Origin of the sequence: Methylobacterium sp. CCH7-A2, from assembly GCF_001557075.1 — a bacterium.
GTDB classification, from domain to species: domain Bacteria; phylum Pseudomonadota; class Alphaproteobacteria; order Rhizobiales; family Beijerinckiaceae; genus Allobosea; species Allobosea massiliensis.
The window spans coordinates 1-23,310 of the sequence record NZ_LSKN01000201.1; the positions used below are offsets into that span (position 1 = coordinate 1).

General features: G+C 68.0%; 21 protein-coding genes and 1 tRNA gene. 14 read left to right on the plus strand and 8 right to left on the minus strand.

Annotation, left to right across the window (positions count from 1 at the left end; genetic code table 11):
• The coding region (locus AX750_RS15040; RefSeq protein WP_067254611.1) for an acetoacetate decarboxylase at positions 1–527 on the plus strand (527 nt) is incomplete at its 5' end.
• Positions 528–545: 18 nt separating this feature from the next.
• Here AX750_RS15040 and AX750_RS15045 read toward each other — a convergent pair.
• Complete coding sequence (locus AX750_RS15045) at positions 546–1,208, minus strand: peroxiredoxin-like family protein (RefSeq protein ID WP_066733875.1); 663 nt, start codon at positions 1,206–1,208, stop codon at positions 546–548.
• A 56-nt stretch (positions 1,209–1,264) separates the two neighbouring features.
• Positions 1,265–1,834, minus strand: a complete 570-nt coding sequence (locus AX750_RS15050; RefSeq protein WP_066733878.1) for a carboxymuconolactone decarboxylase family protein — start codon at positions 1,832–1,834, stop codon at positions 1,265–1,267.
• A gap of 117 nt (positions 1,835–1,951) precedes the next feature.
• On the opposite strand from AX750_RS15050, the gene AX750_RS15055 reads away from it, so the two are divergent.
• On the plus strand, positions 1,952–2,872 hold the full coding sequence (locus tag AX750_RS15055; protein WP_066733880.1) for a LysR family transcriptional regulator: 921 nt from the start codon (positions 1,952–1,954) through the stop codon (positions 2,870–2,872).
• Between the two features lie 308 nt (positions 2,873–3,180).
• Positions 3,181–4,200: a CPBP family intramembrane glutamic endopeptidase gene (locus AX750_RS15060; protein WP_245282406.1), complete on the plus strand. Its 1,020-nt coding sequence runs from the start codon at positions 3,181–3,183 to the stop codon at positions 4,198–4,200.
• 31 nt (positions 4,201–4,231) lie between these two features.
• On the opposite strand, the gene AX750_RS15065 is transcribed toward AX750_RS15060, so the two are convergent.
• Positions 4,232–4,321, minus strand: a tRNA-Ser gene (locus tag AX750_RS15065).
• Between the two features lie 208 nt (positions 4,322–4,529).
• Between AX750_RS15065 and AX750_RS15070 the strand changes: the two genes are divergently transcribed.
• From AX750_RS15070 to AX750_RS15105, 8 genes are all read left to right on the plus strand, one after another.
• Entirely contained in the window at positions 4,530–4,850 is a 321-nt protein-coding gene (locus tag AX750_RS15070; RefSeq protein WP_066733926.1) for a hypothetical protein, read from the plus strand.
• Between the two features lie 79 nt (positions 4,851–4,929).
• Positions 4,930–5,589, plus strand: coding sequence for a peptide-methionine (S)-S-oxide reductase MsrA (gene msrA, locus AX750_RS15075; RefSeq protein ID WP_066733886.1), 660 nt, complete (start codon positions 4,930–4,932; stop codon positions 5,587–5,589).
• Positions 5,590–5,672: 83 nt separating this feature from the next.
• Positions 5,673–6,242: a TIGR00645 family protein gene (locus tag AX750_RS15080; protein WP_066733888.1), complete on the plus strand. Its 570-nt coding sequence runs from the start codon at positions 5,673–5,675 to the stop codon at positions 6,240–6,242.
• A gap of 94 nt (positions 6,243–6,336) precedes the next feature.
• Positions 6,337–7,317 (plus strand): TAXI family TRAP transporter solute-binding subunit, encoded by a 981-nt coding sequence (locus AX750_RS15085; RefSeq protein WP_066733891.1) that lies wholly within the window; start codon positions 6,337–6,339, stop codon positions 7,315–7,317.
• Between the two features lie 102 nt (positions 7,318–7,419).
• The gene (locus AX750_RS15090; RefSeq protein ID WP_066733894.1) at positions 7,420–9,585 is read left to right on the plus strand and encodes a TRAP transporter permease; all 2,166 of its coding nucleotides are present in this window, start codon (positions 7,420–7,422) and stop codon (positions 9,583–9,585) included.
• A 68-nt stretch (positions 9,586–9,653) separates the two neighbouring features.
• Positions 9,654–11,192 carry a YifB family Mg chelatase-like AAA ATPase gene (locus AX750_RS15095; protein ID WP_066733929.1) on the plus strand — a complete coding sequence of 513 codons (1,539 nt, stop codon included), beginning with the start codon at positions 9,654–9,656 and terminating at the stop codon, positions 11,190–11,192.
• A 140-nt stretch (positions 11,193–11,332) separates the two neighbouring features.
• On the plus strand, positions 11,333–13,417 hold the full coding sequence (locus AX750_RS15100) for an ATP-binding protein (RefSeq protein ID WP_082735332.1): 2,085 nt from the start codon (positions 11,333–11,335) through the stop codon (positions 13,415–13,417).
• Positions 13,418–13,519: 102 nt separating this feature from the next.
• Complete coding sequence (locus tag AX750_RS15105; RefSeq protein ID WP_082735333.1) at positions 13,520–14,479, plus strand: GNAT family N-acetyltransferase; 960 nt, start codon at positions 13,520–13,522, stop codon at positions 14,477–14,479.
• 16 nt (positions 14,480–14,495) lie between these two features.
• Here the strand turns inward: AX750_RS15105 and AX750_RS15110 are convergent, their stop codons facing one another.
• From AX750_RS15110 to AX750_RS15120, 3 genes are read right to left on the minus strand one after another with little or no spacing between them, the layout of a single operon-like run.
• Positions 14,496–15,359 (minus strand): SDR family oxidoreductase, encoded by an 864-nt coding sequence (locus AX750_RS15110; protein WP_066733898.1) that lies wholly within the window; start codon positions 15,357–15,359, stop codon positions 14,496–14,498.
• Positions 15,356–16,594, minus strand: coding sequence for a tRNA epoxyqueuosine(34) reductase QueG (queG, locus tag AX750_RS15115; protein WP_082735334.1), 1,239 nt, complete (start codon positions 16,592–16,594; stop codon positions 15,356–15,358). Before queG ends, AX750_RS15110 begins: the two co-directional genes overlap by 4 nt.
• Positions 16,492–17,184, minus strand: coding sequence for a glutathione S-transferase family protein (locus AX750_RS15120; protein WP_066733903.1), 693 nt, complete (start codon positions 17,182–17,184; stop codon positions 16,492–16,494). The genes queG and AX750_RS15120 overlap by 103 nt, the downstream gene beginning before the upstream one ends.
• Positions 17,185–17,422: 238 nt before the next feature.
• Between AX750_RS15120 and AX750_RS15125 the strand changes: the two genes are divergently transcribed.
• Entirely contained in the window at positions 17,423–18,220 is a 798-nt protein-coding gene (locus AX750_RS15125) for an undecaprenyl-diphosphate phosphatase (RefSeq protein ID WP_066733908.1), read from the plus strand.
• A gap of 24 nt (positions 18,221–18,244) precedes the next feature.
• On the opposite strand, the gene AX750_RS15130 is transcribed toward AX750_RS15125, so the two are convergent.
• Both AX750_RS15130 and AX750_RS15135 read right to left on the minus strand, forming a co-directional pair.
• Positions 18,245–19,945, minus strand: coding sequence for an MFS transporter (locus tag AX750_RS15130; RefSeq protein ID WP_082735335.1), 1,701 nt, complete (start codon positions 19,943–19,945; stop codon positions 18,245–18,247).
• 59 nt (positions 19,946–20,004) lie between these two features.
• Positions 20,005–20,892 carry a protein-methionine-sulfoxide reductase heme-binding subunit MsrQ gene (locus AX750_RS15135; RefSeq protein ID WP_066733914.1) on the minus strand — a complete coding sequence of 296 codons (888 nt, stop codon included), beginning with the start codon at positions 20,890–20,892 and terminating at the stop codon, positions 20,005–20,007.
• A 110-nt stretch (positions 20,893–21,002) separates the two neighbouring features.
• Between AX750_RS15135 and AX750_RS15140 the strand changes: the two genes are divergently transcribed.
• Positions 21,003–21,605, plus strand: coding sequence for an HAD family phosphatase (locus AX750_RS15140; RefSeq protein WP_066733920.1), 603 nt, complete (start codon positions 21,003–21,005; stop codon positions 21,603–21,605).
• A gap of 205 nt (positions 21,606–21,810) precedes the next feature.
• The gene (locus tag AX750_RS15145) at positions 21,811–23,175 is read left to right on the plus strand and encodes a nucleotide sugar dehydrogenase (protein ID WP_280939910.1); all 1,365 of its coding nucleotides are present in this window, start codon (positions 21,811–21,813) and stop codon (positions 23,173–23,175) included.
• Positions 23,176–23,310: the final 135 nt, after the last annotated feature.

Below are 23,310 nucleotides of genomic sequence, written 5' to 3' on the forward strand. Positions count from 1 at the left end.
GCTACACCGAGACCGGCATCGTCATCCCCTGCCGCTTCGGCGAGGAGGAGGTCAATTTCGTCTCGCAGATGTATCTCGATGTCGAGCCGCCGATCTCGGCCGGGCGCGAGATCTGGGGCTTCCCCAAGAAATACGCCCATCCGAAGCTGGAACTGGTCAAGGACACGCTGACGGGCACGCTCGACTATGCCGGCCAGCAGGTCGCGATGGGGACGATGGGCTACAAGCATGAGAGCCTCGCCGGCAACGGCGCGAAGACGACCGCGACGCTGTCGAAGACACAGGTCAACCTCAAGATCATCCCCGGCGTCGATGGCGAGCCGGAGATCTGCCAGCTCGTCGCCCTCAACCTGACCGAGATCACGGTCAAAGGCTCCTGGATCGGCCCCGGCCGGCTGCATCTGGTGCCGCATGTCAACGCGCCGGTCGCCGACCTGCCGGTGCGCAGGGTGCTCGGCGCCCACCATTTCATCGCGGACCTTACTCTGCCCTTCGGCCGCAAGATCCACGATTATCTCAAGCCTTGAGAGGGGGAGGCGGCTCCGTCAAAGCCTTCCCAACACCGCGAGCGCCTCGGCCGGGTCGAGGCGAACCCGGTAATCCGGATCGACGAAGGCGGCCGCGATCGTGCCGCCCTTGGCGACGACGAAGGTGGCGGGCATCGGCAGAGACCATTCGCCGTCGTCGTTGCGGGCCGGCAGGTCGTGGCCGAAGCGGCGGTAGAGCGCCTCGATCTCGGGTGACAGCCTGAAGCGGATGCCCAGCGCGTCGGCAAGGCGTCCTCCCAGGTCGGACAGGACCGGGAAAGCGAGGCCGTTCTTCTCCGCGGTGTCGAGCGTGTCGTCGGGCGTCTCCGGCGAGACGGCGACCAGCGTTGCGCCCTGTGCGGCGAAGTCGGCCAGTCGCTGCTGGTAGCTGCGCAGCTCCAGATTGCAGTAGGGGCACCAACCGCCGCGGTAGAACAGGATGACGAGCGGGCCGCCCTCGGCGAGGGCGCGCAGATCGACGCGATCGCCGGTCGCGTCCGGCAGGCTCAGCGCGGGGATCGGTGAGCCGGCGCGCGCAACCCGGTCGAGCAGGCCGGACTGGCGCAGGTTGTCGATGTCCTGCGCCACCAGCGTCGCGGTGTCGGCACCGACACGCCGGGTCCATTCCTCCCGGAACGCGTCGAGGTCATGCTTCAGGCTGGTGGAGGTCTGTGGGGTCATGAGGCCGGCTCCTGATGGTCTGGGGGGCCGGCGGCGCTGCCGCCGGCGCGGCGCGTTCAGGCATGGGCGCGGTTGCGCGGCGCCGTCCACTTCGTCTGGGCCATGAAGCCATCGAGCGGCGTATGCGTCAGGTGGTTGACGTAGTTGGAGATCGTCTTGGTCGCGACGATGAGGACGACCTCGAGCACCTGCGCCCGGGTGAAGCCGGCCGCCAGGAAGGCATCGACCGCGTCATCGCCCGCGAAACCGCGCTCGGCGACGACCCGCTCGACGAAGTGGCGCAGCGCCTCCAGCCGCGTATCCGCAACCGCAGCACTCTCGCGCAGCGCGGCGATGATGTCGGGCGCGACGCCGGCCATCTTGGCCAGCACCGAATGGCCGGCGGTGCAGTACTCGCATTCATTGGCGACGTTGATCGCGAGAAATGCGACCTGCTGCTCGGCCGGCGTGAAGCTGCTCTGGCCGACGAGACCGAACAGTGCGTCATAGGCCTGCAGCGTCACGGGGCTTTCGGCCAGGGTGCGGTGCAGGTTCGGGATGAAGGTCCAGGCCTTCTCGATGCCGGCGAGCTGGGCCTTGGCGGCTTCGGGAGCAGTCTCGACGGTGTGCAGCGTGAACGCGGTCATGGGGTCTCTCCGGGTTGGGAGCGGCCCTTGCGTCCGCTCCATGACCGGACCATGCGCCATTCACTCCGACCCGATAACGCCCCTTGTCGACAGAACATTGATACGTAAGATGTATGAATGTCCGATCTGCTGACCCTGTTCAAAACCTTCCAGCGGGTCGTCGAAACCGGCTCCTTCACGGCCGTGGCGGCCGAGTTCAACACCAGCCAGCCGACGATCTCGCGTCAGATCGCGGCGTTGGAAGAGCGGGTCGGCGCGCTGCTGTTTCAGCGGACGACGCGGGCTCTCGCCGTCACCGAGGATGGCCGCGTTCTTTATGAGCAGGCGCGCCAGACGCTCGACAGCGTGCAGCAGGCGCTGGGGTCGGTCGGGCGCCAGCGGCTCGCGCCGACGGGGCTGCTGCGGCTGGCCTGCCCCGTTGTGTTCGGCCGGCTTCATGTCGTTCCACGGCTTCCGGCCTTTCTCGCGCGCCATCCGGGCGTAACCATCGACCTCGTCATGAACGACGGTTTCACCGATCTCGTCGAGGAGGGCATCGATCTCGCCATCCGCATCGGCGCGATCATCGATCCATCCCTGATTGCGCGCCGGATCGGGCTGACGCGGCGCGTCACCGTCGCCAGCCCCGCCTATCTGGCCGCTCACGGGACGCCGGCCGTGCCCGCCGATCTCGCCCGTCATGACTGCATCGTCTATGCGCGGCTGGCGACCGGCAATCGCTGGGAGTTCTCGGGCCGCGACGGACCGGTGTCGGTCACGGTCTCCGGGCGCTATCGCGTCAACAACTCCGAGGGCGTGCGCGAGGGAGTGCTCGCCGGTCTCGGCATCGGCGTGGTTCCGGTCTGGCATTTCACCGACGAGATCGCCTCGGGCCGCCTCTCGGTCATTCTTGCCGATTTCGAGCCGAAGCCCTTGCCGACGCAGGCCGTCTATCCCTCGCGGCGTTTCCTGGCGCCCAAGGTCCGCGCGATGATCGATTTCCTCGCCCATGAATTCGAACTCGATCCGCGGCTGAGTTCCTACGGGCTCGATCAATGAGCCGGCGATCGGCGGCCTTGATCCGGCGACGATCGCGCGCCTGCGCGCGCGCCGCGGCCACGTTCACCGGGAGACCGCACATGCGCGACAAAGGGGGCCACAGGGTGCCGCTCCCGGCTTGGCGAGCCATGGCAGAGGGTCTGGCGTCCCCGACCCTGTGGTTGGCGCTCTGCGTCGCTCAGCAATGTCGGGATGGCGGAGAGGGGAAGCTGGATGCGAGCGTTCTGCTCCGGCTCCGGCACATGGCTTCGCGTCCAGGGGAGGGGCTGGCAGCCAAAGGGCATCGTTGAAACGTCAGGAAAAGCCAGTTGGCGCGAACCGCGACGTGTTTGCGGGAGGCTTCAGGTCCTGAAAAGATCGGCTGCCATGAGAGCCGCGACGAAGAACAAGGTTGTCTCTGCTGTGCGCGGGCGCGCGATGCTGCCATTGCTGGATCACGAGGGCGAGGCAACGACATGAATGCGAATGCTGAGGCCCAAACTCCCATCTGGCAACTCGTTCTGCGATCGCCGCTTTTCCGCCTCATCGTTCTGGGCGCTGCGATGCTACAGTTCATGGGCTGGGCCCAGTCGTGGCTGGATGATTATCGGGCTTCGCCCTTGCTGAGCACGCTGATCCAGAGCGTCCTCGGGCTGTCCGCAATTGCGCTTTACGTTGCCTACGGAAAGTTTGTCGAACGCCGCGACGTGACTGAACTTTCAACGCCCGGACTTGTCCGTGAATGGGCTCTTGGCGCGTTGCTCGGGGCAGGCCTCTATACCGCATGCGCCGTGAGCTTGATGCTGCTTGGCTACTACAAAGTCGAGGGGGTCAACCCCGTCATGTTCCTGCTGCCCAATCTCGCCCTGGCAATCAAATCGGGCATCTTCGAGGAACTCCTTTTTCGCGGCATCCTGCATCAGTCCGTTGAAGACATGCTCGGAAGCTGGGCGGGCATCGCAGCCTCATCTCTCGTGTTCGGCTTGCTTCACCTTCTGAACCCCGCGGCAACCCTCGGTGGCGCGATCTACATTTCCATTGAGGCCGGGCTTCTGTTGTCGGCTGCGTACATGGTCACGCGCCGCCTCTGGATTTGTATGGGGCTGCATATGGGATGGAACTATTTCCAATCGGCGGTTTTCTCCGGCGTCGTCTCGGGCTCGGTCACCGAGCCAGGCCTGCTGAAGGCAGCGATCGCAGGGCCAGAATGGCTGACCGGTGGCGCGTTCGGCATGGAGCATTCAATCTTCGCGCTTGTATTCTGCACCTCGGCTGGCGTGATCCTGCTTATGATCGCCATCCGCCGTGGTCACCTGATGCCGCCAATCCGGAAGCGCAAGGGTTCGTAACGGGTCGCAGTCGTTCGACAATTTGCGCAAATGGCGGACAGGGCGGGATTCGAACCCGCGATACGGTTTCCCGTATACACACTTTCCAGGCGTGCGCCTTCAACCACTCGGCCACCTGTCCGGCGCGCTGCTTATGACCGCGGGGCGGGTTTCTTTCAAGCGCGTTCTCGCATCCCTCGACAGTTCGCGCGGCGGGCGCGCCGCGGCCCGTTGCAAAGCGGCGGGTGAAGGAGCACATCGGGACGGTCCGTGCGGAGATCCGGCGGGCGGCAGCCGCCGGGCGGAATGCGCCGTCGGGGCAGGGTCCGATTCGGGAAAGGAGGGTGGGCGTGCGGTTTCTGCTGCGGCTTCTGGGTTATCTGCTCGTGGCGGCCGGCTTCGTCTCCCTCGTCATCGACGGCGCCCGCTCCATCGCCAATTCCAGCTTGCGCTATACCCCCGTCGATCTTGCGGTGACGACGCTGTCGGGCGCGCGCGGCGAGGCGCTGCGGCCTGTCGTCGAGCGCCATCTTCCCGGCTGGGTCTGGGATCCGGTGCTGACGACATTGCTCCTGGTGCCCGCCTCCCTGGTCGCGCTGCTGCTCGGCTTCCTCCTGCTCCGGCTAGGCGCCCCGCCCGAGCCCGGCATCGGCATCGTCACGCGACGGTGAAGGGGAAGGCGCCGCGCGCCATCTGTCGGAAACGCCGTCCGATCCCCATATCCTGGCGGAACCCGACACGGAGCCCGCCATGTTCTTCCTGCGCAAGAAGACCGCCCTGCCCGAGGCCCATGAGGCCCTGCCCGGCCGCGATACGCCGCTGCCGACGGCCGAGCGCCATTTCGTCAACAAGCGCCCGCTCGCCGGCCCTTATCCGGAGGGGATGCAGGTCGCGATCTTCGGGCTCGGCTGTTTCTGGGGCGCCGAGCGCAAGTTCTGGCAGATGGGCGAGGGCATCTGGACGACGGCGGTGGGTTATGCCGCGGGCTTCACGCCGAACCCGACCTATGAGGAGGTCTGTTCGGGCCGCACCGGCCACAACGAGGTGGTGATGGTGGTTTTCGATCCCGCCATGCTGCCTTACGAGGCGCTGCTCAAGACCTTCTGGGAGAGCCACGACCCGACCCAGGGCATGCGCCAGGGCAACGATGTCGGCACGCAATACCGCTCCGGCATCTATGTCACGGATGCGGGCCAGCGCGCCGCGGCCGAACGCTCGCGCGAGGCGTATCAGCAGGCGCTGGCGGCGCGCGGCTATGGGCCGATCACCACCGAGATCCTCGATGCGCCGCCCTTCTACTTCGCCGAGGACTACCACCAGCAATATCTGGCCAAGAACCCGGCCGGCTATTGCGGGCTCGGCGGCACCGGCGTGTCCTGCCCGATCGGCGTGGGCGTCGCGGCCGCCTGAACGGCCGGCTTGCCGCAGCGGCGACGGCCGTGGCAGATGCGGCTGCCGGACGAGGGGGGTCTAGAACGATGGCGGGGGAGAGCATGGACGAGACGGCGGCGACCGCCCCGGAGAGCGGGGCCGCTTCGCGCGGCTTCGGCGCCGCGCTCTCCTTCAGCCGCTGGCTACTGGCGCCGTTCTATCTGCTGCTCGTCGTCGGGCTCGCCGGCCTCCTGCTGAAGGCGCTGCAGGAGGCCTGGCACTTCATCACCCATGTCTTCACCGCGACCGAAGCCGAGGTCATCCTCGCCGTGCTCGCGCTGATCGATCTCACCTTCACCGGTTCGCTGATCGTGATCGTGATCTTCTCGGGCTACGAGAACTTCGTCGCCAAGATCGATGCCGGCACCAGCCGCAACTGGCCGGAATGGATGTCGAAGATCGACTTCTCGGGCCTGAAGCTCAAGTTGATCTCGTCGATCGTCGCGATCTCCGCCATCCAGCTGCTCAAGGCCTTCATGAATGTGAAGGGCACCAGCGACCGCGACCTGATGTGGTATGTGGTGGTCCATGTCGTCTTCGTCGTCTCGGGACTGGTCATGGCCTGGACGGACCGCATCTCCGGAGAGGGCGGTGGCGGCAAGAAGGGCAAGGGGCAGCCGGCCGCGCCGTGACGGCCGCATGTTGACGGGGTAACCTTGCCTTAACTTTTCGGTTGATTGGCAGGGCAAAGCCCAAGACAGTGCCTCCCTTCATCGGGAGCCTGTCATGTCACTGCATCTTCGTTCGAAATTCGTCGTCGCCGGCCTGGCTCTGGGCGGCGCCGCGCTCGCCGCCGGCCTCGCTCTGGCCCAGGCGCCGGCCTTCTTCCGCATCGGCACGGGCGGCACGGCCGGCACCTATTATCCGATCGGCGGCCTGATCGCGAACGCGATTTCGTCCCCGCCGCAGCTCGTCTCCACCGCGGTCGCCAGCAACGGCTCGGTCGCCAACGTCAACGCGATCGTCGGTGGCGCGGCCGAGTCCGGCTTCGTGCAGGCGGACGTCGCCTTCTGGGCCTATTCCGGCACCGGCGTCTTCGAGGGCAAGCCCAAGGTCGAGGAGCTGCGCTCGATCGCCAACCTCTATCCCGAGAGCGTCCACCTCGTCGTCCGCAAGGCCTCGAACGTGAAGAGCGTTGCGGACCTCAAGGGCAAGAAGGTTTCGCTCGACGAGCCGGGCTCCGGCACGCTGCTGAACGCCAAGGCCATCCTCGCCGCCTTCGGCGTCGGCGAGAAGGACATCACGCCGGAATATCTCAAGCCCAACCAGGCGGCGGAGAAGATGAAGGACGGCTCGGTCGACGCTTTCTTCTTCACCGGCGGGTTCCCGGCCGCGGCGATCTCGGAGCTCGCCTCGACCGGCTCCGGCATCGACATCCTGCCGATCACCGGCGCGGCGGCCGAGAAGCTCGCCAAGGACTTTCCCTTCTTCGCCGCCGACGAGATTCCGGCCGGCACCTACAAGGATGTCGGCGCGGTCAAGACGGTTGCCGTCGGTGCCCATTGGATGACCTCGTCCAAGATCTCGGCCGACACCGTCTATGCCGTGACCAAGGCGCTCTGGAGCGACAAGACCCGCGCCGCGCTCGATGCCGGCCACGCCAAGGGCAAGGCCATCCAGAAGGCGACCGCGCTCAACGGCCTGCAGGGCGTGCCGCTGCATCCCGGCGCCGAGCGGTTCTACAAGGAAGCCGGCCTGCTGAAGTAAGCGGGCGCATCAGCGCCCACACCAAACGCGCCGTCATTCCGGGTCTGCGAGCCCGGAATGACGGCGCGCTCATTTGATGTTCCAACAAGCGAACCCCCGCCCATGACCAGCCAGCCCTCCGCCGCCGAACTCGCCAAGCTCGAGGAGGAACTCGATCCCGAGATGCAGTTCCGCAAGGTGCCGCATGGCACCGCGCTGATCATCGGCGGGCTGCTGCTGGCCCTCTCGGCCTTCCATTACTACACCGCCGGCTTCGGGCTGCTGCGCGAGACGACCCATCGCGGCATCCACCTCGCCTTCGTGCTGGGGTTGATTTTCCTGGTCTTCTCCGCCCGCAAGAGCCAGTCGGCCATTGTCCATCCCTCGACGCTGCTGCGGCCGGGCGGCGTCCCGCTCTATGACTGGGTCTTCGCCGTCGCGGTGGCGGTCTCCAGCCTCTATGTCCCCTGGATCTTCGAGGACATGGTGTTCCGCGTCGGCAACCCCTCGACGCTCGACGTCGCCATGGGCACGATCACCATCGTCCTGATGATCGAGGCAACGCGCCGCGCCATCGGCTGGGGCCTGCCGCTGATCGCGCTCTTCGCGATGACCTACGCGATCTTCGGCAACTGGTTTCCCGGCATCTTCCTGCATCCCGGCGCAAGCTGGTCGAACCTGATCAACCATCTCTACCTGACCAGCCAGGGCGTCTATGGCGTCGCGCTCGGCGTGGTCGCCACCTACGTCTTCCATTTCGTCCTGTTCGGCGTGCTCGCGACCCGGATCGGCCTCGGCCGGCTCTTCCTCGGCGTCGCGGCGGCGGTGGCCGGGCGCTTCGCCGGCGGCCCGGCCAAGGTCTCGATCTTCGGTTCGGCCCTGTTCGGCATGATCTCGGGCTCCTCGGTCGCCAACACTGTGACGGTCGGCTCCCTGACGATCCCGATGATGATCCGCCTCGGCTATCGCCGCCATTTCGCGGCGGCAGTGGAATCGACCGCGGCCACCGGTGGCCAGATCACCCCGCCGATCATGGGCGCGGCCGCCTTCCTGATGGTCGAGTTCCTCAACCTTCCCTATGCCTCGATCGTCATCGCGGCGATCATCCCGGCCTTCATGCATTTCTATGGCGTCCTGATGCAGGTGCATTTCGAGGCGCGCAAGAACGGCATGAAGGGCATGACCGATGCCGACGCACCGAAGCTCTCCGAGGTCTTCGCCCGCGACTGGCCGACGATCGCGCCGCTATTCGCGCTGATCATGGTGCTGTTCACCGGCTATACGCCCTATCTCGCCGCCTTCTGGGGCATCACCGGCTGCATGCTCGTCGGCCTGGCGCAGTACCGTGCCGCCTCGGCGCTGGCCTTCGCGCTGGCGATCGGCATCGCCGCGCCGACCGAGTTCCTGCGCGTGCCGGGCGTCAACTTCGCCTTCACGGCCGCAGCCTTCCTGATCATGGCCCATGGCGTGCTGATGAAATCGGCGGAAGGACGCAAGCGCGTCGACGACATGATCGACGCCTTCATCCTCGGTGCGAAATACGCCATCGGCGTCGGCGCGGCCGCAGCCACTGTCGGCATCATCGTCGGTGTGGTCACGCTGACCGGCGTCGGCTTCAAGATTTCCTGGATCGTCACCTCGCTTGCCGATCAGTGGGCGCGTGGCGTCTCGGGACTGATCCCGTTCTTCCCCTTCGACCTCAAGAGCGCGACGCTATTCTTCACGCTGCTGCTGACCGGTCTGGTCTGCATCCTGCTCGGCTGCGGCGTGCCGACGACGGCGAATTACATCATCATGGTCACGGTCGCCGCGCCCGCGCTCGGCATGCTCGGGGTCAACCCGCTCGTGGCGCATTTCTTCGTGTTCTATTACGGCGTGCTGGCGGACATCACGCCGCCGGTCGCGATCGCCGCCTATGCCGGGGCGAGCATGGCCGGGGCCGACCCGTTCAAGACCGGCAACACGGCGTTCCGTCTGGCTCTCGGCAAGGTGCTGGTGCCCTTCGTCTTCGTGTTCTCGCCCTCGATGCTGATCATGGCGCCGGGCTTCACCTGGACGGAGCTCGTCGGCTCGACGGCGTCCTGCATCGCCAGCATCACCCTGCTCTCGGCCGCCTTCGCCGGCTGGTTCCTGGCGCCGCTGGCGATGTGGGAGCGGCTCCTGATCGCACTCGCCGCCCTGCCGATGATCCTGGCGACGCCGACCAGCGTGCTGACCGGTTTCGTCATCGCCGCGCCCGTCCTGTTGCGGCAGGTCGTGGCGCGCCGGAGCCCGTCCGCCCCCGCTTGAGTTCCTGATATGTTCTTGCGCGCAGCCTGAAGCTCCGCTAGCCTCGTTTCGGGGCTGGGGTGGCGCTGATGGTGACGCGGGTCGCGACGGTGGCGTTCGAGGGCATCGAGGCACGCGCCGTCGATGTCCAGGTGCAGGTCACGCCCGGCGGCGTCAACTTCATCCTGGTCGGCCTGCCGGACAAGGCGGTGGGCGAGAGCAAGGAGCGCGTCCGCTCGGCCCTCATCGCCTCGGGTCTCGCCCTGCCGGCCAAGCGCATCACGGTCAACCTCGCCCCGGCCGACCTGCCCAAGGAAGGCAGCCATTACGATCTTCCCATCGCGCTCGGCGTGATGGCGGCGATCGGGGCCATTCCGGCCGATGCGCTCGCGGGCTACACCGTGCTCGGCGAACTCGCGCTCGATGGCTCGATCACCGCGGTCGCCGGCGTGCTGCCGGCGGCGATCGCCGCCTATGGCCGCGGCCAGGGACTGATCTGCCCCCATGCCTGCGGGCCGGAAGCCGCCTGGGCGGCGGCCGATATCGACATCCTCGCGCCCCGCTCGCTGATCCAGCTCGCCAATCATTTCAAGGGCACGCAGGTCATGGCGCGGCCGGAGCCGGCGGTGGCCCGCCAGGCGGGTCCGCTGCTTGATCTCGCCGACATCAAGGGCCAGGAAAGCGCCAAGCGCGTCCTCGAGATCGCCGCGGCCGGCGGCCACAACCTCCTGATGAACGGCCCGCCCGGGGCCGGCAAATCGATGCTGGCGAGCCGGCTGCCCTCGATCCTGCCGCCGCTCGGTCCGCGCGAGCTTCTCGAGGTCTCGATGATCCTCTCGGTGGCGGGCCATCTCGCCGAGGGCGCCCTGACCGATCGGCGGCCCTTCCGCGCCCCGCATCACTCAGCTTCGATGGCGGCTCTCGTCGGCGGCGGGTTGCAGGCCAAGCCCGGCGAGGTCTCGCTCGCCCATCATGGCGTGCTTTTCCTCGACGAGTTGCCCGAGTTCCAAGCGCAGGCGCTGGACGCGCTGCGTCAGCCGATGGAGACCGGCGACGTGCTGATCTCGCGGGCCAATCACCGCGCCGTCTATCCCGCCCGCTTCCAGCTTGTCGCGGCGATGAACCCCTGTCGCTGCAGCAAGGCGACGGAACCCGGCTACGCCTGCCGCCGCCAGCAGAACGAGCGCTGCATGGCGCAGTACCAGAGCCGGATTTCCGGTCCGATGCTGGACCGGATCGACATCGCCATCGACGTGCCCGCGGTCACCGCCGCCGACCTGATCCTGCCGGCGGCGAGCGAGGGGTCTGCGGAGGTCGCCGCCCGCGTTGCGGCGGCGCGTCGCCTGCAGACAGCCCGTTTCGAGGCGCTGGGCCTGAGCGGCGTCACCACCAACGCGGCCTGTCCCGCGCCGGTGCTGGACGAGATCGCCCGGCCCGACAATGCCGGCCTCGCCTTGCTGCGCGACGCCGCCGACGCCATGCGACTGACCGCACGGGCCTATCACCGCGTGCTCAAGGTTGCCCGGACGCTGGCCGACCTCGATAGCGAGGCGAAGGTCGGGCGCATCCATCTGGCAGAAGCCCTGTCCTACCGCACGCGCAGCGACCAGGTCGCGCAAGCAGCCTGACGGCGTCCAGGCGGCCTGACGGCGTCGCCGCGGGCTCCTGGCGGCTGCGGGCGGGGTGGTTAACGAAATGCCCTCAACGAGCCCTTGCATTCGCGCGTTCGGCCAACCTTTCCTCAACAGGCCGCTGCTAGTGTGGCGGCATGGATTTTTCTTCCTCTTCCTCCTGGGCCGCGATTTCGCTGGTGGTGCTTGCCGTGTTCGCGACAGTCGCGGCCGTCCTGCTGCTGCGCCAGCGCGAGCGCATCGTCCGGCAGGCGGCCGAACTCGCCAGTGACGTCGAGGCGCTGAATGACCGCCTCTGGACGCTCGCAGACAGCGAGGAGCATTATCGCAGCCTGATCGAGGCGCAGGGTGACCTGATCGTGCGGCGCGACGGCGCCCGCATCGTCTATGCCAACGGCGCCTATGCCGCCCTGCTGGGGCTCGACGAGACGCAGATCGTCGGCTCCCTCGCCCAGCCGCGGCTCGTCGCTTCGCGACCCGCCCAGGCGCTGGAAGGTGGCGCCCGCGTCTTCGACGAGTGCCTCGCGACCCCGGAGGGCGAGCGCTGGATCTCCTGGGTCGAGACGGTTGTGCCCGTCGCGCTCGGCCAGAGTGTGCTGCAGCGCGTCGGGCGTGACATCACCGCCCGGATCGCAGCCGAGCAGGAGCTGGTCGAGGCCCGCGCCCGAGCCGAGAGCGCCAACGAGGCGAAGTCGCGCTTCCTCGCCACCGTCAGCCATGAATTCCGCACGCCGCTCAACGGTATCCTCGGCATGGCCGATCTGCTCGGCGACACCGGTCTCGACGCCGAACAGACGACCTATGTCAGGGCTCTGCGAACCTCGGGCGAGGCGTTGCTCGGCCTCGTGGACGACATCCTCGACTTCTCCAAGGTGGAAGCCGGCAAACTCGAACTCGCCAACGAGCCCTTCGATCTCGGCGTGCTGGTCGAGACCGTCTCGGAGCTGATGGCCCCGCGCGCCCAGGTCAAGGGCATCGAACTCGCTCCCCATCTCGCGCCCGATCTGCCGACGCATCTCGTCGGTGATCGCGACCGCATCCGGCAGATCCTGCTGAACCTCGTCGGCAACGCGATCAAGTTCACCGACCGGGGCGGCGTCGGCATCCGCATCAGCCGCGACGACGGGATGGTTGTCATCGACGTTGCCGATACCGGCCCCGGCATCCCGGAGGAGCGGCGGCAGGCGATTTTCGAGGAATTCGAGCAGGCCGATGTCTCGCCCGCGCGCCGTCATGAAGGGACCGGCCTCGGGCTCGCCATCGTGCGCCGGCTCACCGCGCTGATGGGCGGTTGCGTCGGGGTCGAGGGCCGGGAAGGCGGCGGCTCCCTGTTCCGCGTCCGCCTGCCGCTGGAGGCTTCCGAAGCGACAGAGACCGCGGCCCTGCCGGACTGGCGCGGCAAGCGTGTGCTCGTCGTGTCCGGCGCGCCCTTCGGCGCCGGGTTCCTGCGCGAGATCATCCGGGCCGCGGGCGGAGACGCGCTCGTGGCGAGCGATGCCGAGGAGGCGCGGGCGCTGCTGCGCGACCCTGCGTCCTGCGACGCGGCGCTGATCGACCAGGAGATCGGGCGGACCGAGGCGATCGCGCTTGCCGCCGAGGCGCGCCGCGCCGGCGTCGCCGACTGCCTGATCATGCTTTCGCCGCTGGAGCGACGTCAGTTCGGCTCGCCGCGTGAAGCCGGCTTCACGGGCTTCCTGGTCAAACCCGTCCGCGCCCGCTCGCTCTATCAGCGGCTCTCGCCCCGCCCGGTGCTCTCGGCGGTCGCGGCCGAGCCGGCGGCCTCGCCGCCGCCGCCGTCCCGCCCGCGCCTGTCGGTGCTCGTGGCCGAGGACAACGAGATCAACGCCCTGCTGGCCACCCGCACTTTGGAGCGTTTCGGCTGCGCGGCCGTTTGGGCGCCCGATGGATCCCGCGCGCTGGCCGCGATCGAGGCCGGGTTCGCTGGCGACGGTCCCTGTTTCGACCTCGTCCTGCTCGACATCCGCATGCCGGGGATGGACGGCCTCGCCGTCGCCCGCGCCGTCCGGTCGAGAGAGAAAGAGGGGCCCGGCCGCGCGCCGCTGCCTTTGGTCGCCGTCAGCGCCAATGTGTCCGACGGAGATCGCGCTGCGGCGCTCGCGGCGGGTATGGATGATTGCCTGGCTAAGCCTCTGGAGCGCGCCGCGCTGCAGCGCTGGCTGGACCGCGTCGCTGCGTCGCATCCGCTCAGCCGCTCCGCCTAGCGCTACGTCACCACTTCGTCGCAGTTCCGTCGCGAACCCGTCAGATGGCGGGCGCATATCCGGCCCATTGCCAGAACGTGCGGCCCGGGGGACAAGACGACCATGGCACCCGACCTCCAAGGACGCCTCCGAGAGCCGGCTCGCAATGCCGTGGCGGTGGGCCTCCTGGCGTCCGGCCTGGCGCCCCTGCGCCGCATCGGTGGCGAAACGATACGTCGTTTTGGCCTTCAGCCGGCTCAGTCGGACCCTCTCGCCGGGACGCTCGGCCGCAGCGGCTCGCTCGAAGTCAGGCTCGCGCGCGGCCCCAGCGAGGTCTGGCGGGCGCAGCGCCTGCGTTACCGGGTCTTCTACCAGGAGATGTCTGCGAAGCCCGACGTGGTCTCGCGGATGTTCCGGCGCGATGCCGACCGCTTTGATGCGGCCTGCGACCATCTGCTGGTCATCGACCATGCGGCGCGCGGCCGCTTCGGCGGCGTCAAGCCGAAGATCGTCGGCACCTACCGGCTGATGCGGCAGGATGAGGCCCTGCGACTCGGCGGCTTCTACACCCAGAGCGAGTTCGATCTCGCGCCGCTGATCGCCCGCCATCCCGGCAAGCGCTTCCTCGAGCTGGGGCGCTCCTGCGTCCTCGAGCCCTATCGCAGCAAGAAGACCGTCGAGCTGCTCTGGCACGGCATCTGGGCCTATATCCGCCACCACCGCATCGACGCGATGTTCGGCTGCGCCAGCTTCGACGGCACCGATCCGGAAGATCTGGCCCTGCCGTTGAGCTTCCTCCATCACCATGCCCGGGCGGAGGGCGAATGGAGCGCGCGCGCCCATGGCGGCCGCCATGTGGCGATGGATGTTTTGCCGGCGCAGATGGTCGACGCCAAGCTGGCGCTCAAGCAGATGCCGCCACTGATCAAGGGCTATCTGCGGCTGGGCGCCCGCTTCGGCACCGGCGCCGTGATCGACCGGCAGTTCGGCACCACCGATGTGCTGGTGATCCTGCCGGTCGAGGCGATCGACCAGCGCTATGTCGCCTATTACGGCGATGAGGGGCAGCGCTACGCCGCCTGACCCGGCTGGTCGGCGATCAGTCGCCCCCGGCGAGCAGCACCGGCAGCGCCTCGCGATAGGTCGGATACCGGAAGGCATAGCCGAATTCGCGCTTCACCAGCGCGTTCGAGACACGCTTGTTCTCGCCGTAGAAGCTCGCCGCCATCGGGGAGAGCTTCGCCGGATCGAAGGGTGTCTCGGGCGGCGGCGTCAGCCCGGCCAGCGCCGCGGCATGGACCACGACGTCCTGGGGCGGCGCCGGCTCGTCATCCGTGACGTTGTAGATCGCGCCCGGACGCGGGGCCGCGATCGAGGCCATCAGGATGCCGGTGATGTCGTCGACATGGATGCGGTTGAACACCTGGCCGGGCTTGACCAGCCGCGTCGCCGTGCCGGTCCGCAGCTTCACGATGGGGTTGCGGCCGGGCCCGTAGATGCCCGAGAGCCGGAAGATCTGCACGGCCTTGCCGCTCCGCTCACCCAGCGCCAGCCAGTCGCGCTCGATCTGCAGGCGCAGTTGCGAGCGATAGCTCGCTCGCGGTGCCGTGTCCTCGTCGATCCAGGCGCCGCCATGGTCGCCATAGACGCCGATGGTCGAGAGATAGCCGATCCAGCGGAGCGCAGGCGCCACCTCCAGGGCAGGTCCAAGCGCCTGGAACGCGGGATCGCCGGCTTCTCCAGGCTGAACCGAGACCAGCACGGCCTCCGCCTCGGCGATTGCGGTCGCCAGCGACGAGGAGACGGCGAACCCGTCGAAGACGAGAGTGCGGATGCCATCTCGGCTCAGCCGTTCAGCCTTCTCGGCTGTGCGAACCGTCCCGGTGACCTCCCAGCCGCGGGCCAGCGCCTCGCGGGCGAAGAAACCGGCGGAATAACCGACGCCGAGGATCAGGAGCTTCATGAGGCGGCATCCGTGGCAGGCGTCAGCGCCAGCCATTCGCGGCGCACATCAGGGTCCTTTTCCATCGCGAGCGCTCCGCCTGCAAGCGTCAGGGCCTGCGGCGGATCGAGCCGGATCAGCGCCCAGACCGCCATCGCCCGCACCAGCGGCGAGGGGTCGGCGAGCAGTACCACGGCGCTCGCCGCGAGGTCTGTCCGGCCACTGTTGCCGATCGCGATCAGCACATTGCGCAGGAAGCGGTCGCGCCCGGTGCGCTTCACGGGCGTGCCGGCGAAGAGCGTCCGGAACGCCGCGTCGTCGAGACGGGCGAGATCGGCGAGCGGCAGCGCGTCGAGTTCGTCGCGCAGCGACAGCCGCGTCTCGCGCGCGGCCTGCGCGAACTTGTTCCAGGGGCAGACGGCCAGGCAGTCGTCGCAGCCGAAAACGCGATTGCCGATTCCGGGCCGCAGCGCGGGATCGATATGGCCAGGATGCTCGATCGTCAGATAGGCGATGCAGCGCCGCGAATCGAGCTGATAGGGCGTGGGAAAGGCGTCGGTGGGGCAAATGTCGAGACAGCGCCGGCAGGAGCCGCAATGGTCCGTCTCAGGCGCGTCCAGAGTCAACTCGGCTGTGGTGTAGATCGCGCCGAGGAAGAGCCACGAGCCATGCTGGCGCGAGACCAGGACGGTGTGCTTGCCCTGCCAGCCGAGTCCCGCCGCCTGCGCCAGCGGCTTTTCCATCACCGGGGCGGTGTCGACGAAGACCTTGACGTCGGCCCCGCCTTGGGCGGCGAGCAGCCCGGCGACGCTCTTGAGCTTGCCCTTGATGACGTCGTGATAGTCGCGCCGGCGCGCATAGAGCGAGATCGCCGCCTTGTCCGGATGGGCGAGCACCGCCAGCGGATCGCCCTCGGGGGCATAGCTCATGCCGAGCATCACGACCGAGCGGGCCTCGCTCCAGAGCCGGCGCGGCGCGGCGCGCTGGTCGGTGCGCTCTTCCATCCAGGCCATCTCGCCCTGATGGCCCTGCTCCAGCCAGGCCGCGAGGCGGCCCGGCGCCTGCGGAATCGAGTCGACGCCAGCCACGCGCACGATGGAAAAGCCCTCCGCGAGGGCGCGGGCGACGACCGCCTGCTTGAGGCGCTCGGGCTTCAGAAGTCGAGGTCGTCGTAATGCGCGCTCGGCGCCATACCCGGCACCCGGTCGCTCAGCAGCGGCCGGAAGCTCGGCCTCGACTTGATCCTCGCATACCATGCGCGCGCCGCTTCATCCTCGTCCCAGGGCACGTCGCCGAGATAGTCGACGCAGGAGAGATGCGCCGCCGCGGCGAGGTCGGCATAGCTCAGCTCGGAGCCGGCCAGCCAGTTCCGCTTGGCCGTCAGCCAGGCGATGTAGCGCAGATGATAGCGCACATTGGAACGCGCCGCGCGGATGGCGCTCATCTCGGGCGGGCCGCCGCCTTCCTCGCGCCCCATGAAGCGCTTCATCACCTTCTCCAGCACGAGCGGAGCGGTGATCTCCTCGTTGAACTTGATCGAGAACCAGTCGAGCAGGCGGCGCACCTCGACGCGCTGGCCCGGCCCCTCGGGCAGCAGCCTGCGCTCGGCCAGGGCGAGGCCCCGCGTCTCGTCGAGATACTCGGCGATCGGGCCGGCTCCGGGAACGGCGAGTCCGCTGTCTTCGCGGAACACCGGCGTCGTGCCGGCCGGGTTCATCTCGAGGAATTCGCGCCGCCGTTCCCAGACCCGCTCCTCGACGAGGGCGGCGTCGAGGCCGAATTCCCCGAGCACGAGACGGATGAAGCGCGAATGCGGGCATAGCGGATAGTGATGAAGGGTCGCCATGGCACTCATGAATCAGGCTGGTGGGGCCGAAGCGGGGCCGCTGGACGAAAAAATCGTCCGCAGAGGGCAGGGCGCCGCTATAAGGCCGCGCGCCCGCCCTCACAACCCGCCGCGCCGCAAATGTCCCGGAATCGCCATGGTTCGGTTGGGATTTTGGTAACCAATTCGCAAAGGGCTGGGCGTATCGATGCCCACGGCCCCGGGCGGATGCGCCGGACAGTGACGAGGACGAGCCGCCATGGAAAATCTGTTCGAGGCGCTGATCCTCGGGATCGTCGAGGGACTCACCGAGTTCCTGCCGGTCTCCTCCACCGGGCATCTGCTGCTGCTCGGCCATTTCCTCGGTTTCGAATCGAACGGCAAGTCCTTCGAGGTTCTGGTTCAGCTCGGCGCCATCCTGGCGATCACGCTGGTCTATTTCCGCCGCCTGCTCGACATCGCGCTGCGCCTCCCGAGCGACCCGGCGGCCCGGCGTTTCGTGCTCGGCGTGCTCGTCGCCTTCCTGCCGGCGGCGCTGATCGGCGCATTGCTGCACGGCTTCATCAAGAGCGTGCTGTTCAACCCCGTCATCGTCTGCTGCACGCTGATCGCCGGCGGCCTCATCCTGCTCGTCGTCGACGATCTGGAACTGGAGGAGAAGCATCAGGACGCCACCACCTTCCCGCTGGCGATGTATCTGAAGATCGGGCTGATCCAGTGCCTGGCGATGGTGCCCGGCGTTTCGCGCTCGGGTTCGACCATCGTCGGTGCCATGCTGCTCGGCGCCAGCAAGCGCGCCGCCGCGGAATTCTCCTTCTTCCTCGCCATGCCGACCATGGCGGGCGCCTTCGCCTACGACCTGCTGAAGAACTACAAGACGCTGACGGTCGACGACGTCACCCTGATCACGGTCGGCTTCATCGCGGCCTTCGTCTCGGCCCTGATCGTGGTGCGCAGCTTCCTCGATTTCGTCTCCAAGCGCGGCTTCGCCCCCTTCGCCTGGTGGCGGATCGTCGTCGGCCTGTTCGGCCTGGCCGGTCTCTGGATCCACGGCTGAGGGCGTCGCCCAGCCCGGGCCGCCCTAGGCGTCCCGGATCTGCTGCGGTGGCAGGCCGCGCGGCAGCGTCGCCGTCTCGCGCTCGATCATACGGTGGACGACCGGCGGGTTCGGCCCCTTGTGCAGGGCGCGGACGCGGTCGGTGATCTCGGCATCCGCTTGGGTGATGCGCTGCGCCTGCCGGACATATTCGACCCAGGTCGGTGTGTCGTAACGCTCGATCCAGAGTTCGGGATCGGTCAGGTCGCGCAGCAGCGTCCAGTGCCGGGCGCCGTCGCGGCGGCGGATACGACGGCGCTCCGCCATCGCCTTGAGGAACTCGACCACGTCCTCCTCGCGGATCAGCCATTCGATGGTGACGATCACCGGGCCGCTGCGGGGTTCGATGTCGACGGCGACCTTCGGCTCGCGCCAGCGGCTGAGCGGGTCGAGATTGAGCGCTTCCAAAGGCGGCAGCCGGTAGCGGAAGCCTAAGGCCGCGCCCGCCAGCAGGGCGAAGGCGGCGAGCAGGAGCGCCTGTTCCGGGCCGAAATGGAGAACCGCCTGACCCCAGACCCAGCTGCCCCCGGCCATCCCGCCGAAGGCCGCCATCTGGTAGATCGCCAGCGCCCGCCCGACCACCCAGCGCGGCGCCGAGAGCTGCACCGTCGCGTTGAAGGTCGAGAGCGTCATCACCCAGCAGGCGCCGGCCACGGCCAGTGCCGGCAGCGTCAGCCAGAGTGTCGTGCTGATACCGATCAGCGCGGCTGCCAGCGCATTGGCGCCGAAGGTCGCCCGCACCAGGGATTCGGTCGAGAGCATCCGGCGCAGCCGCGCGCTCAGGAACGCGCCGACGACGGCGCCGGCCCCGAAGGCGCCGAGCAGGATGCCGAAGACGAGCGGCCCGCCCTGGACGAGATCGCGCGCGATCAGCGGCAGCAGCGCCAGCGCCACGATGCCGCCGAAGCCATAGGCGAACGCGCGCAGGATGACGCTGCGGATGTTCGGGGACATCGCGACATAGCGCACCCCGGCGCCCATCGCGATCAGCAGAGTCTCGCGCGGCAGCACGCGCTCGACCTTCGGCGGCTGCCAGCGCGCCAGCACCGTGATCAGCGCGATATAGCTGAAAGCGTTCAGGACGAAGGCCGCGACCGCACCGGCCGCCGCGACGATGGCGCCGCCGATCGCGGGCCCGACGCTGCGGGCGATGTTGAAGGCGACGCTGTTGAGCGTCACGGCGGCGGGAACGTCGCGGCGCGGCACCATGTCCCCGACGGATGACTGCCACGCCGGGTTGTTCAGCGCTGTGCCGCAGCCGATCAGGAAGGTGAAACCGAGCAGCAGCCAGGGCGTCATCAGGTTCAGCAAGGCCGCGGCCGCGAGCAGCACCGAAACCGCCAGCATGAAGCCCTGCGCGGTCAGCATGATCCGCCGGCGGTCGTAATTGTCGGCGAGCGCGCCGGCGCTCAGCGAGAACAGCATTACCGGCAGCGTCGTCGAGGCCTGGACGAGGGCGACCATGTCGGGCGAATCCGCGATCGCCGTCATCATCCAGGAGGCGCCGACCATCTGCACCAACCCGCCGAAATTCGAGGCCAGACTGGCGATCCAGACCGCCCGAAAGATCGGCTGGCGCAGCGGCACGAAGGGCGAGTTGCGCTCCGCCGCCGGCTCGACACCCTCCGCGGCGAGCTCTGCCCTGGCGACGTCGGCTACCGGTTGGGCGTGAGGATCATCTGGCATGTCACAGGGTTAGAGCCTGTGTCCCGGCCTGCCAACCCGGCTGAGCGCAGGGGCGATGCTCACCGGGCGGCGCTCGCCACCTCCGAGCTGCGGCCGCGGCGGGGACGGTCCGCCCGGCGCTGGCGGACGGCGCCCATGGCGGCGATCGCGAGCCCCGCCAGCGCAACCCAATGACCGGGGCGCAGCGAGGCCAGATCTTGATAGACGAGAATGTCGCCATTGGCCTGGAAGACCAGCCAGGCGGAGGCTCCGGTGGCGAAGGCATACCAGGCGGTCTCGGACAGGGCCGTCGCGAGCCCCGTCGCGAGTGCCGCCGCGACCAGCACCGATGGGGTCAGGGCCACCTTGAAGCGGTCGAGCAGCCGATAGACCATCAACAGGCCGAACAGTCCGCTCATCAGCACGGGTTGGGTCACGTCGATCTTCGACTGCAGCGCGAAATGCAGCAGGGCCAGCAGCATAACGGGATAGACGAGATTGTGCAGGCTCTGCCAGCGGCGCGCGCCCATCCGCCGGATCATGCCGTCCGTCGAGGTCATGCCGAGCGCGACCAGCCCGGCCAGCGCCGTGATGCCGACGACCAGATAGAAGCGCTTGACGATCTCGGAGAGGATCAGCCCCCAGTCGAAGGCGAGGTCGATGCAGTAGAGCGCCAGATGCGCGCCCGCATAGGCCAGCACGGAAAGGCCGAGCATCCGCCGCACCCCGATCAGCTTGCCCCAGTCGAGGATGCGCCGCAGCGGCGAGACCGCGAGCGTCACCAGCAGAAGCCGCACCGCCCAGGTGCCGGTGTCGTGCACGGCCCGCGTCCAGGGTTTGGAGCCGAGCTGCCCGGTCCAGGCCTCCGCAGCGAGGATCAGCGCAGGCAGCAGCACGAGCAGGAAGACGCCGAGCCGCAGGCCGGACAGGCGTCCCTGCCGGTCCAGCCATGGCAACCATCCGATCATGCCGGTCTCCTCATGCGATCTGCGTGCTTGCGATACGCGAGAGTTCGGGCCTTTGTCTCATCGCGGCGCACACAAGCCCGTGAGCCTCGGCCGTGAAGGGGAAAGCCACCATGCCTACCGCAGTCTTCGACGTTGGCAACGTCCTCATCCGCTGGGACCCGTTCCGGGTCTATCGCGAGATGATCCCCGACGAGGCTAAGCGCCAGTGGTTCCTGCAGAACGTCTGCACCTCCGCCTGGAACCTGGAGCAGGATCGCGGCCGCAGCTGGGAGGAGGGCGTGGCGCTGCTGGTCGCCAGCCATCCCGAATGGGAAGCGCAGATCCGCGCCTATGACGAGCGCTGGCACGAGGCGGTGCCCGGTATGATCGAGGACAGCGTCGCGGTGCTGGAGGCGTTGAAGGCGCGCGGCGAGAAGGTCTACGCCATCACCAATTTCTCGCGCGAGAAATGGGCCGAGTGCCTGATCCGCTTTCCCTTCCTGCAGAGCTTCGACGGCGTCGTCGTCTCGGCCCATGAGCGCGTCATAAAGCCCGACCCGGCGATCTACCGGATCCTGCTGGAGCGCTACGATCTCGCGGCCGAAGACTGCGTCTTCATCGACGACAGCGCCAAGAACATCGAGACCGCCCGCGCGCTCGGCATGCAGGGCATCCATTTCGTCGAGCCGGTCGATCTGAGGGCGGAGCTGGCGAGATGCGGCATCGCCGTCTGACGACGGCCGCAAGGCGCTCGTTCGGACCGCTTTGGGCTCCGCGTGTCGGAGGCGCGCGACGGATGGGCGCTCTCCCCGACATCGGATCGACGCGATCGGGGGTCTTCTGCCAATGGCGACCTTGCTTGCGCGTGATAGGGGTGGCGCGTTACCGGGTACGGCTGCGCCCTCCTCGGGCGTCGTCGCGGAATCGGAAATGCCACTGATGATGGATAGCTCGGCCACCGCGAAAGGGCCGCTCGTCGACGCGGCCGTACTCGAAGAGCGATTCCGAAAGGGCCGATCGCGCGTCGGCGTGATCGGGCTGGGTTATGTCGGGTTGCCCCTCGCGCAGGCCATCGTCACGAGCGGACACGGCGTGCTCGGCTTCGACATCGACCCGACCAAGATCGAGATCTTGGCGGCTGGCCGCTCCTATATCCGCCATATCGACGGTGCGGGGCTCGCCGCTTTTCGTGCGCAAGGCCGGTTCGACGCCACGACGGACTTCTCTCGGCTGGGAGAGATGGACGCCATCCTGGTCTGCGTGCCGACGCCGCTGACGCGCCAGCGCGAGCCCGATCTCAGCTACGTCGCCGAGACGACACGCCAGATCGCCCGGACCCTGCGGCCGGGCCAGCTGATCGTGCTCGAAAGCACGACCTATCCCGGCACCGTGGCGGAGGTGATGAAGCCGATCCTGGAGCAGGGCGGGCTGGTCTCGGGTCGCGATTTCTTCCTCGCCTATTCGCCGGAACGCGAGGACCCCGGCAACATCGACTTCGCCACCGCGTCGATCCCGAAAGTCGTCGGGGGCGACGGACCCGAGGCCCTGAGGCTGGCGATGGCGCTCTATGGTGAGGTGGTCCAGCACACCGTGCCGGTTTCGACCATCGAGACGGCCGAGGCCGTGAAGCTGACCGAGAACATTTTCCGGGCCGTCAACATCGCGCTGGTCAACGAGCTCAAGGTCGTCTTCGACGCCATGGGGATCGATGTCTGGGAGGTGATCGAGGCCGCCAAGACCAAGCCCTTCGGCTATATGCCCTTCTATCCCGGCCCCGGGCTCGGCGGCCATTGCATCCCGATCGACCCGTTCTACCTGACCTGGAAGGCGCGCGAATTCGGTCTCTCCACCCGCTTCGTCGAGCTTGCCGGCGAGGTCAACACCGCCATGCCGCGCTATGTGATGGCGAGACTGGGCGAAGCTCTGGACCAGATCCACCGGCGTGGCTTCAATGGCTCGCGCATCCTCGTGCTGGGCGTCGCCTACAAGAAGAATGTCGACGATGTGCGCGAGAGCCCGGCGCTCAGCCTGATCGAGTTGATCGAGGGCAGGGGGGCGACCGTCGATTTCCACGACCCCTTCGTGGCGCAATTGCCGCCGATGCGCGAGCATGCCAGCCTGCATGGTCGGCGCGGCGTGTCCTGGGATGAAGCGCTCGCCGGCCACCATGACGCGGCCCTGATCGCAACCGACCATGACGGCCTGGACTATGCAGCCATTGCCGACGCAGTACCCCTCATCCTCGACACCCGGAACGCCTGCCACAGGGCGGGCGTTCAGCGCCCCCACATCGTCAAGGCCTAGCCCGACCTGCTGCGTAAGCGACGAGCCAGCGTCCTAACTGCACTCGGCGGGTCGGCAAGGCTGAAGATCGCGGGAGGGAGAGAGTTGGCTCGGGAAATCTGGACACCGGGCATAGGTGGATTTTCGGCCTGAACG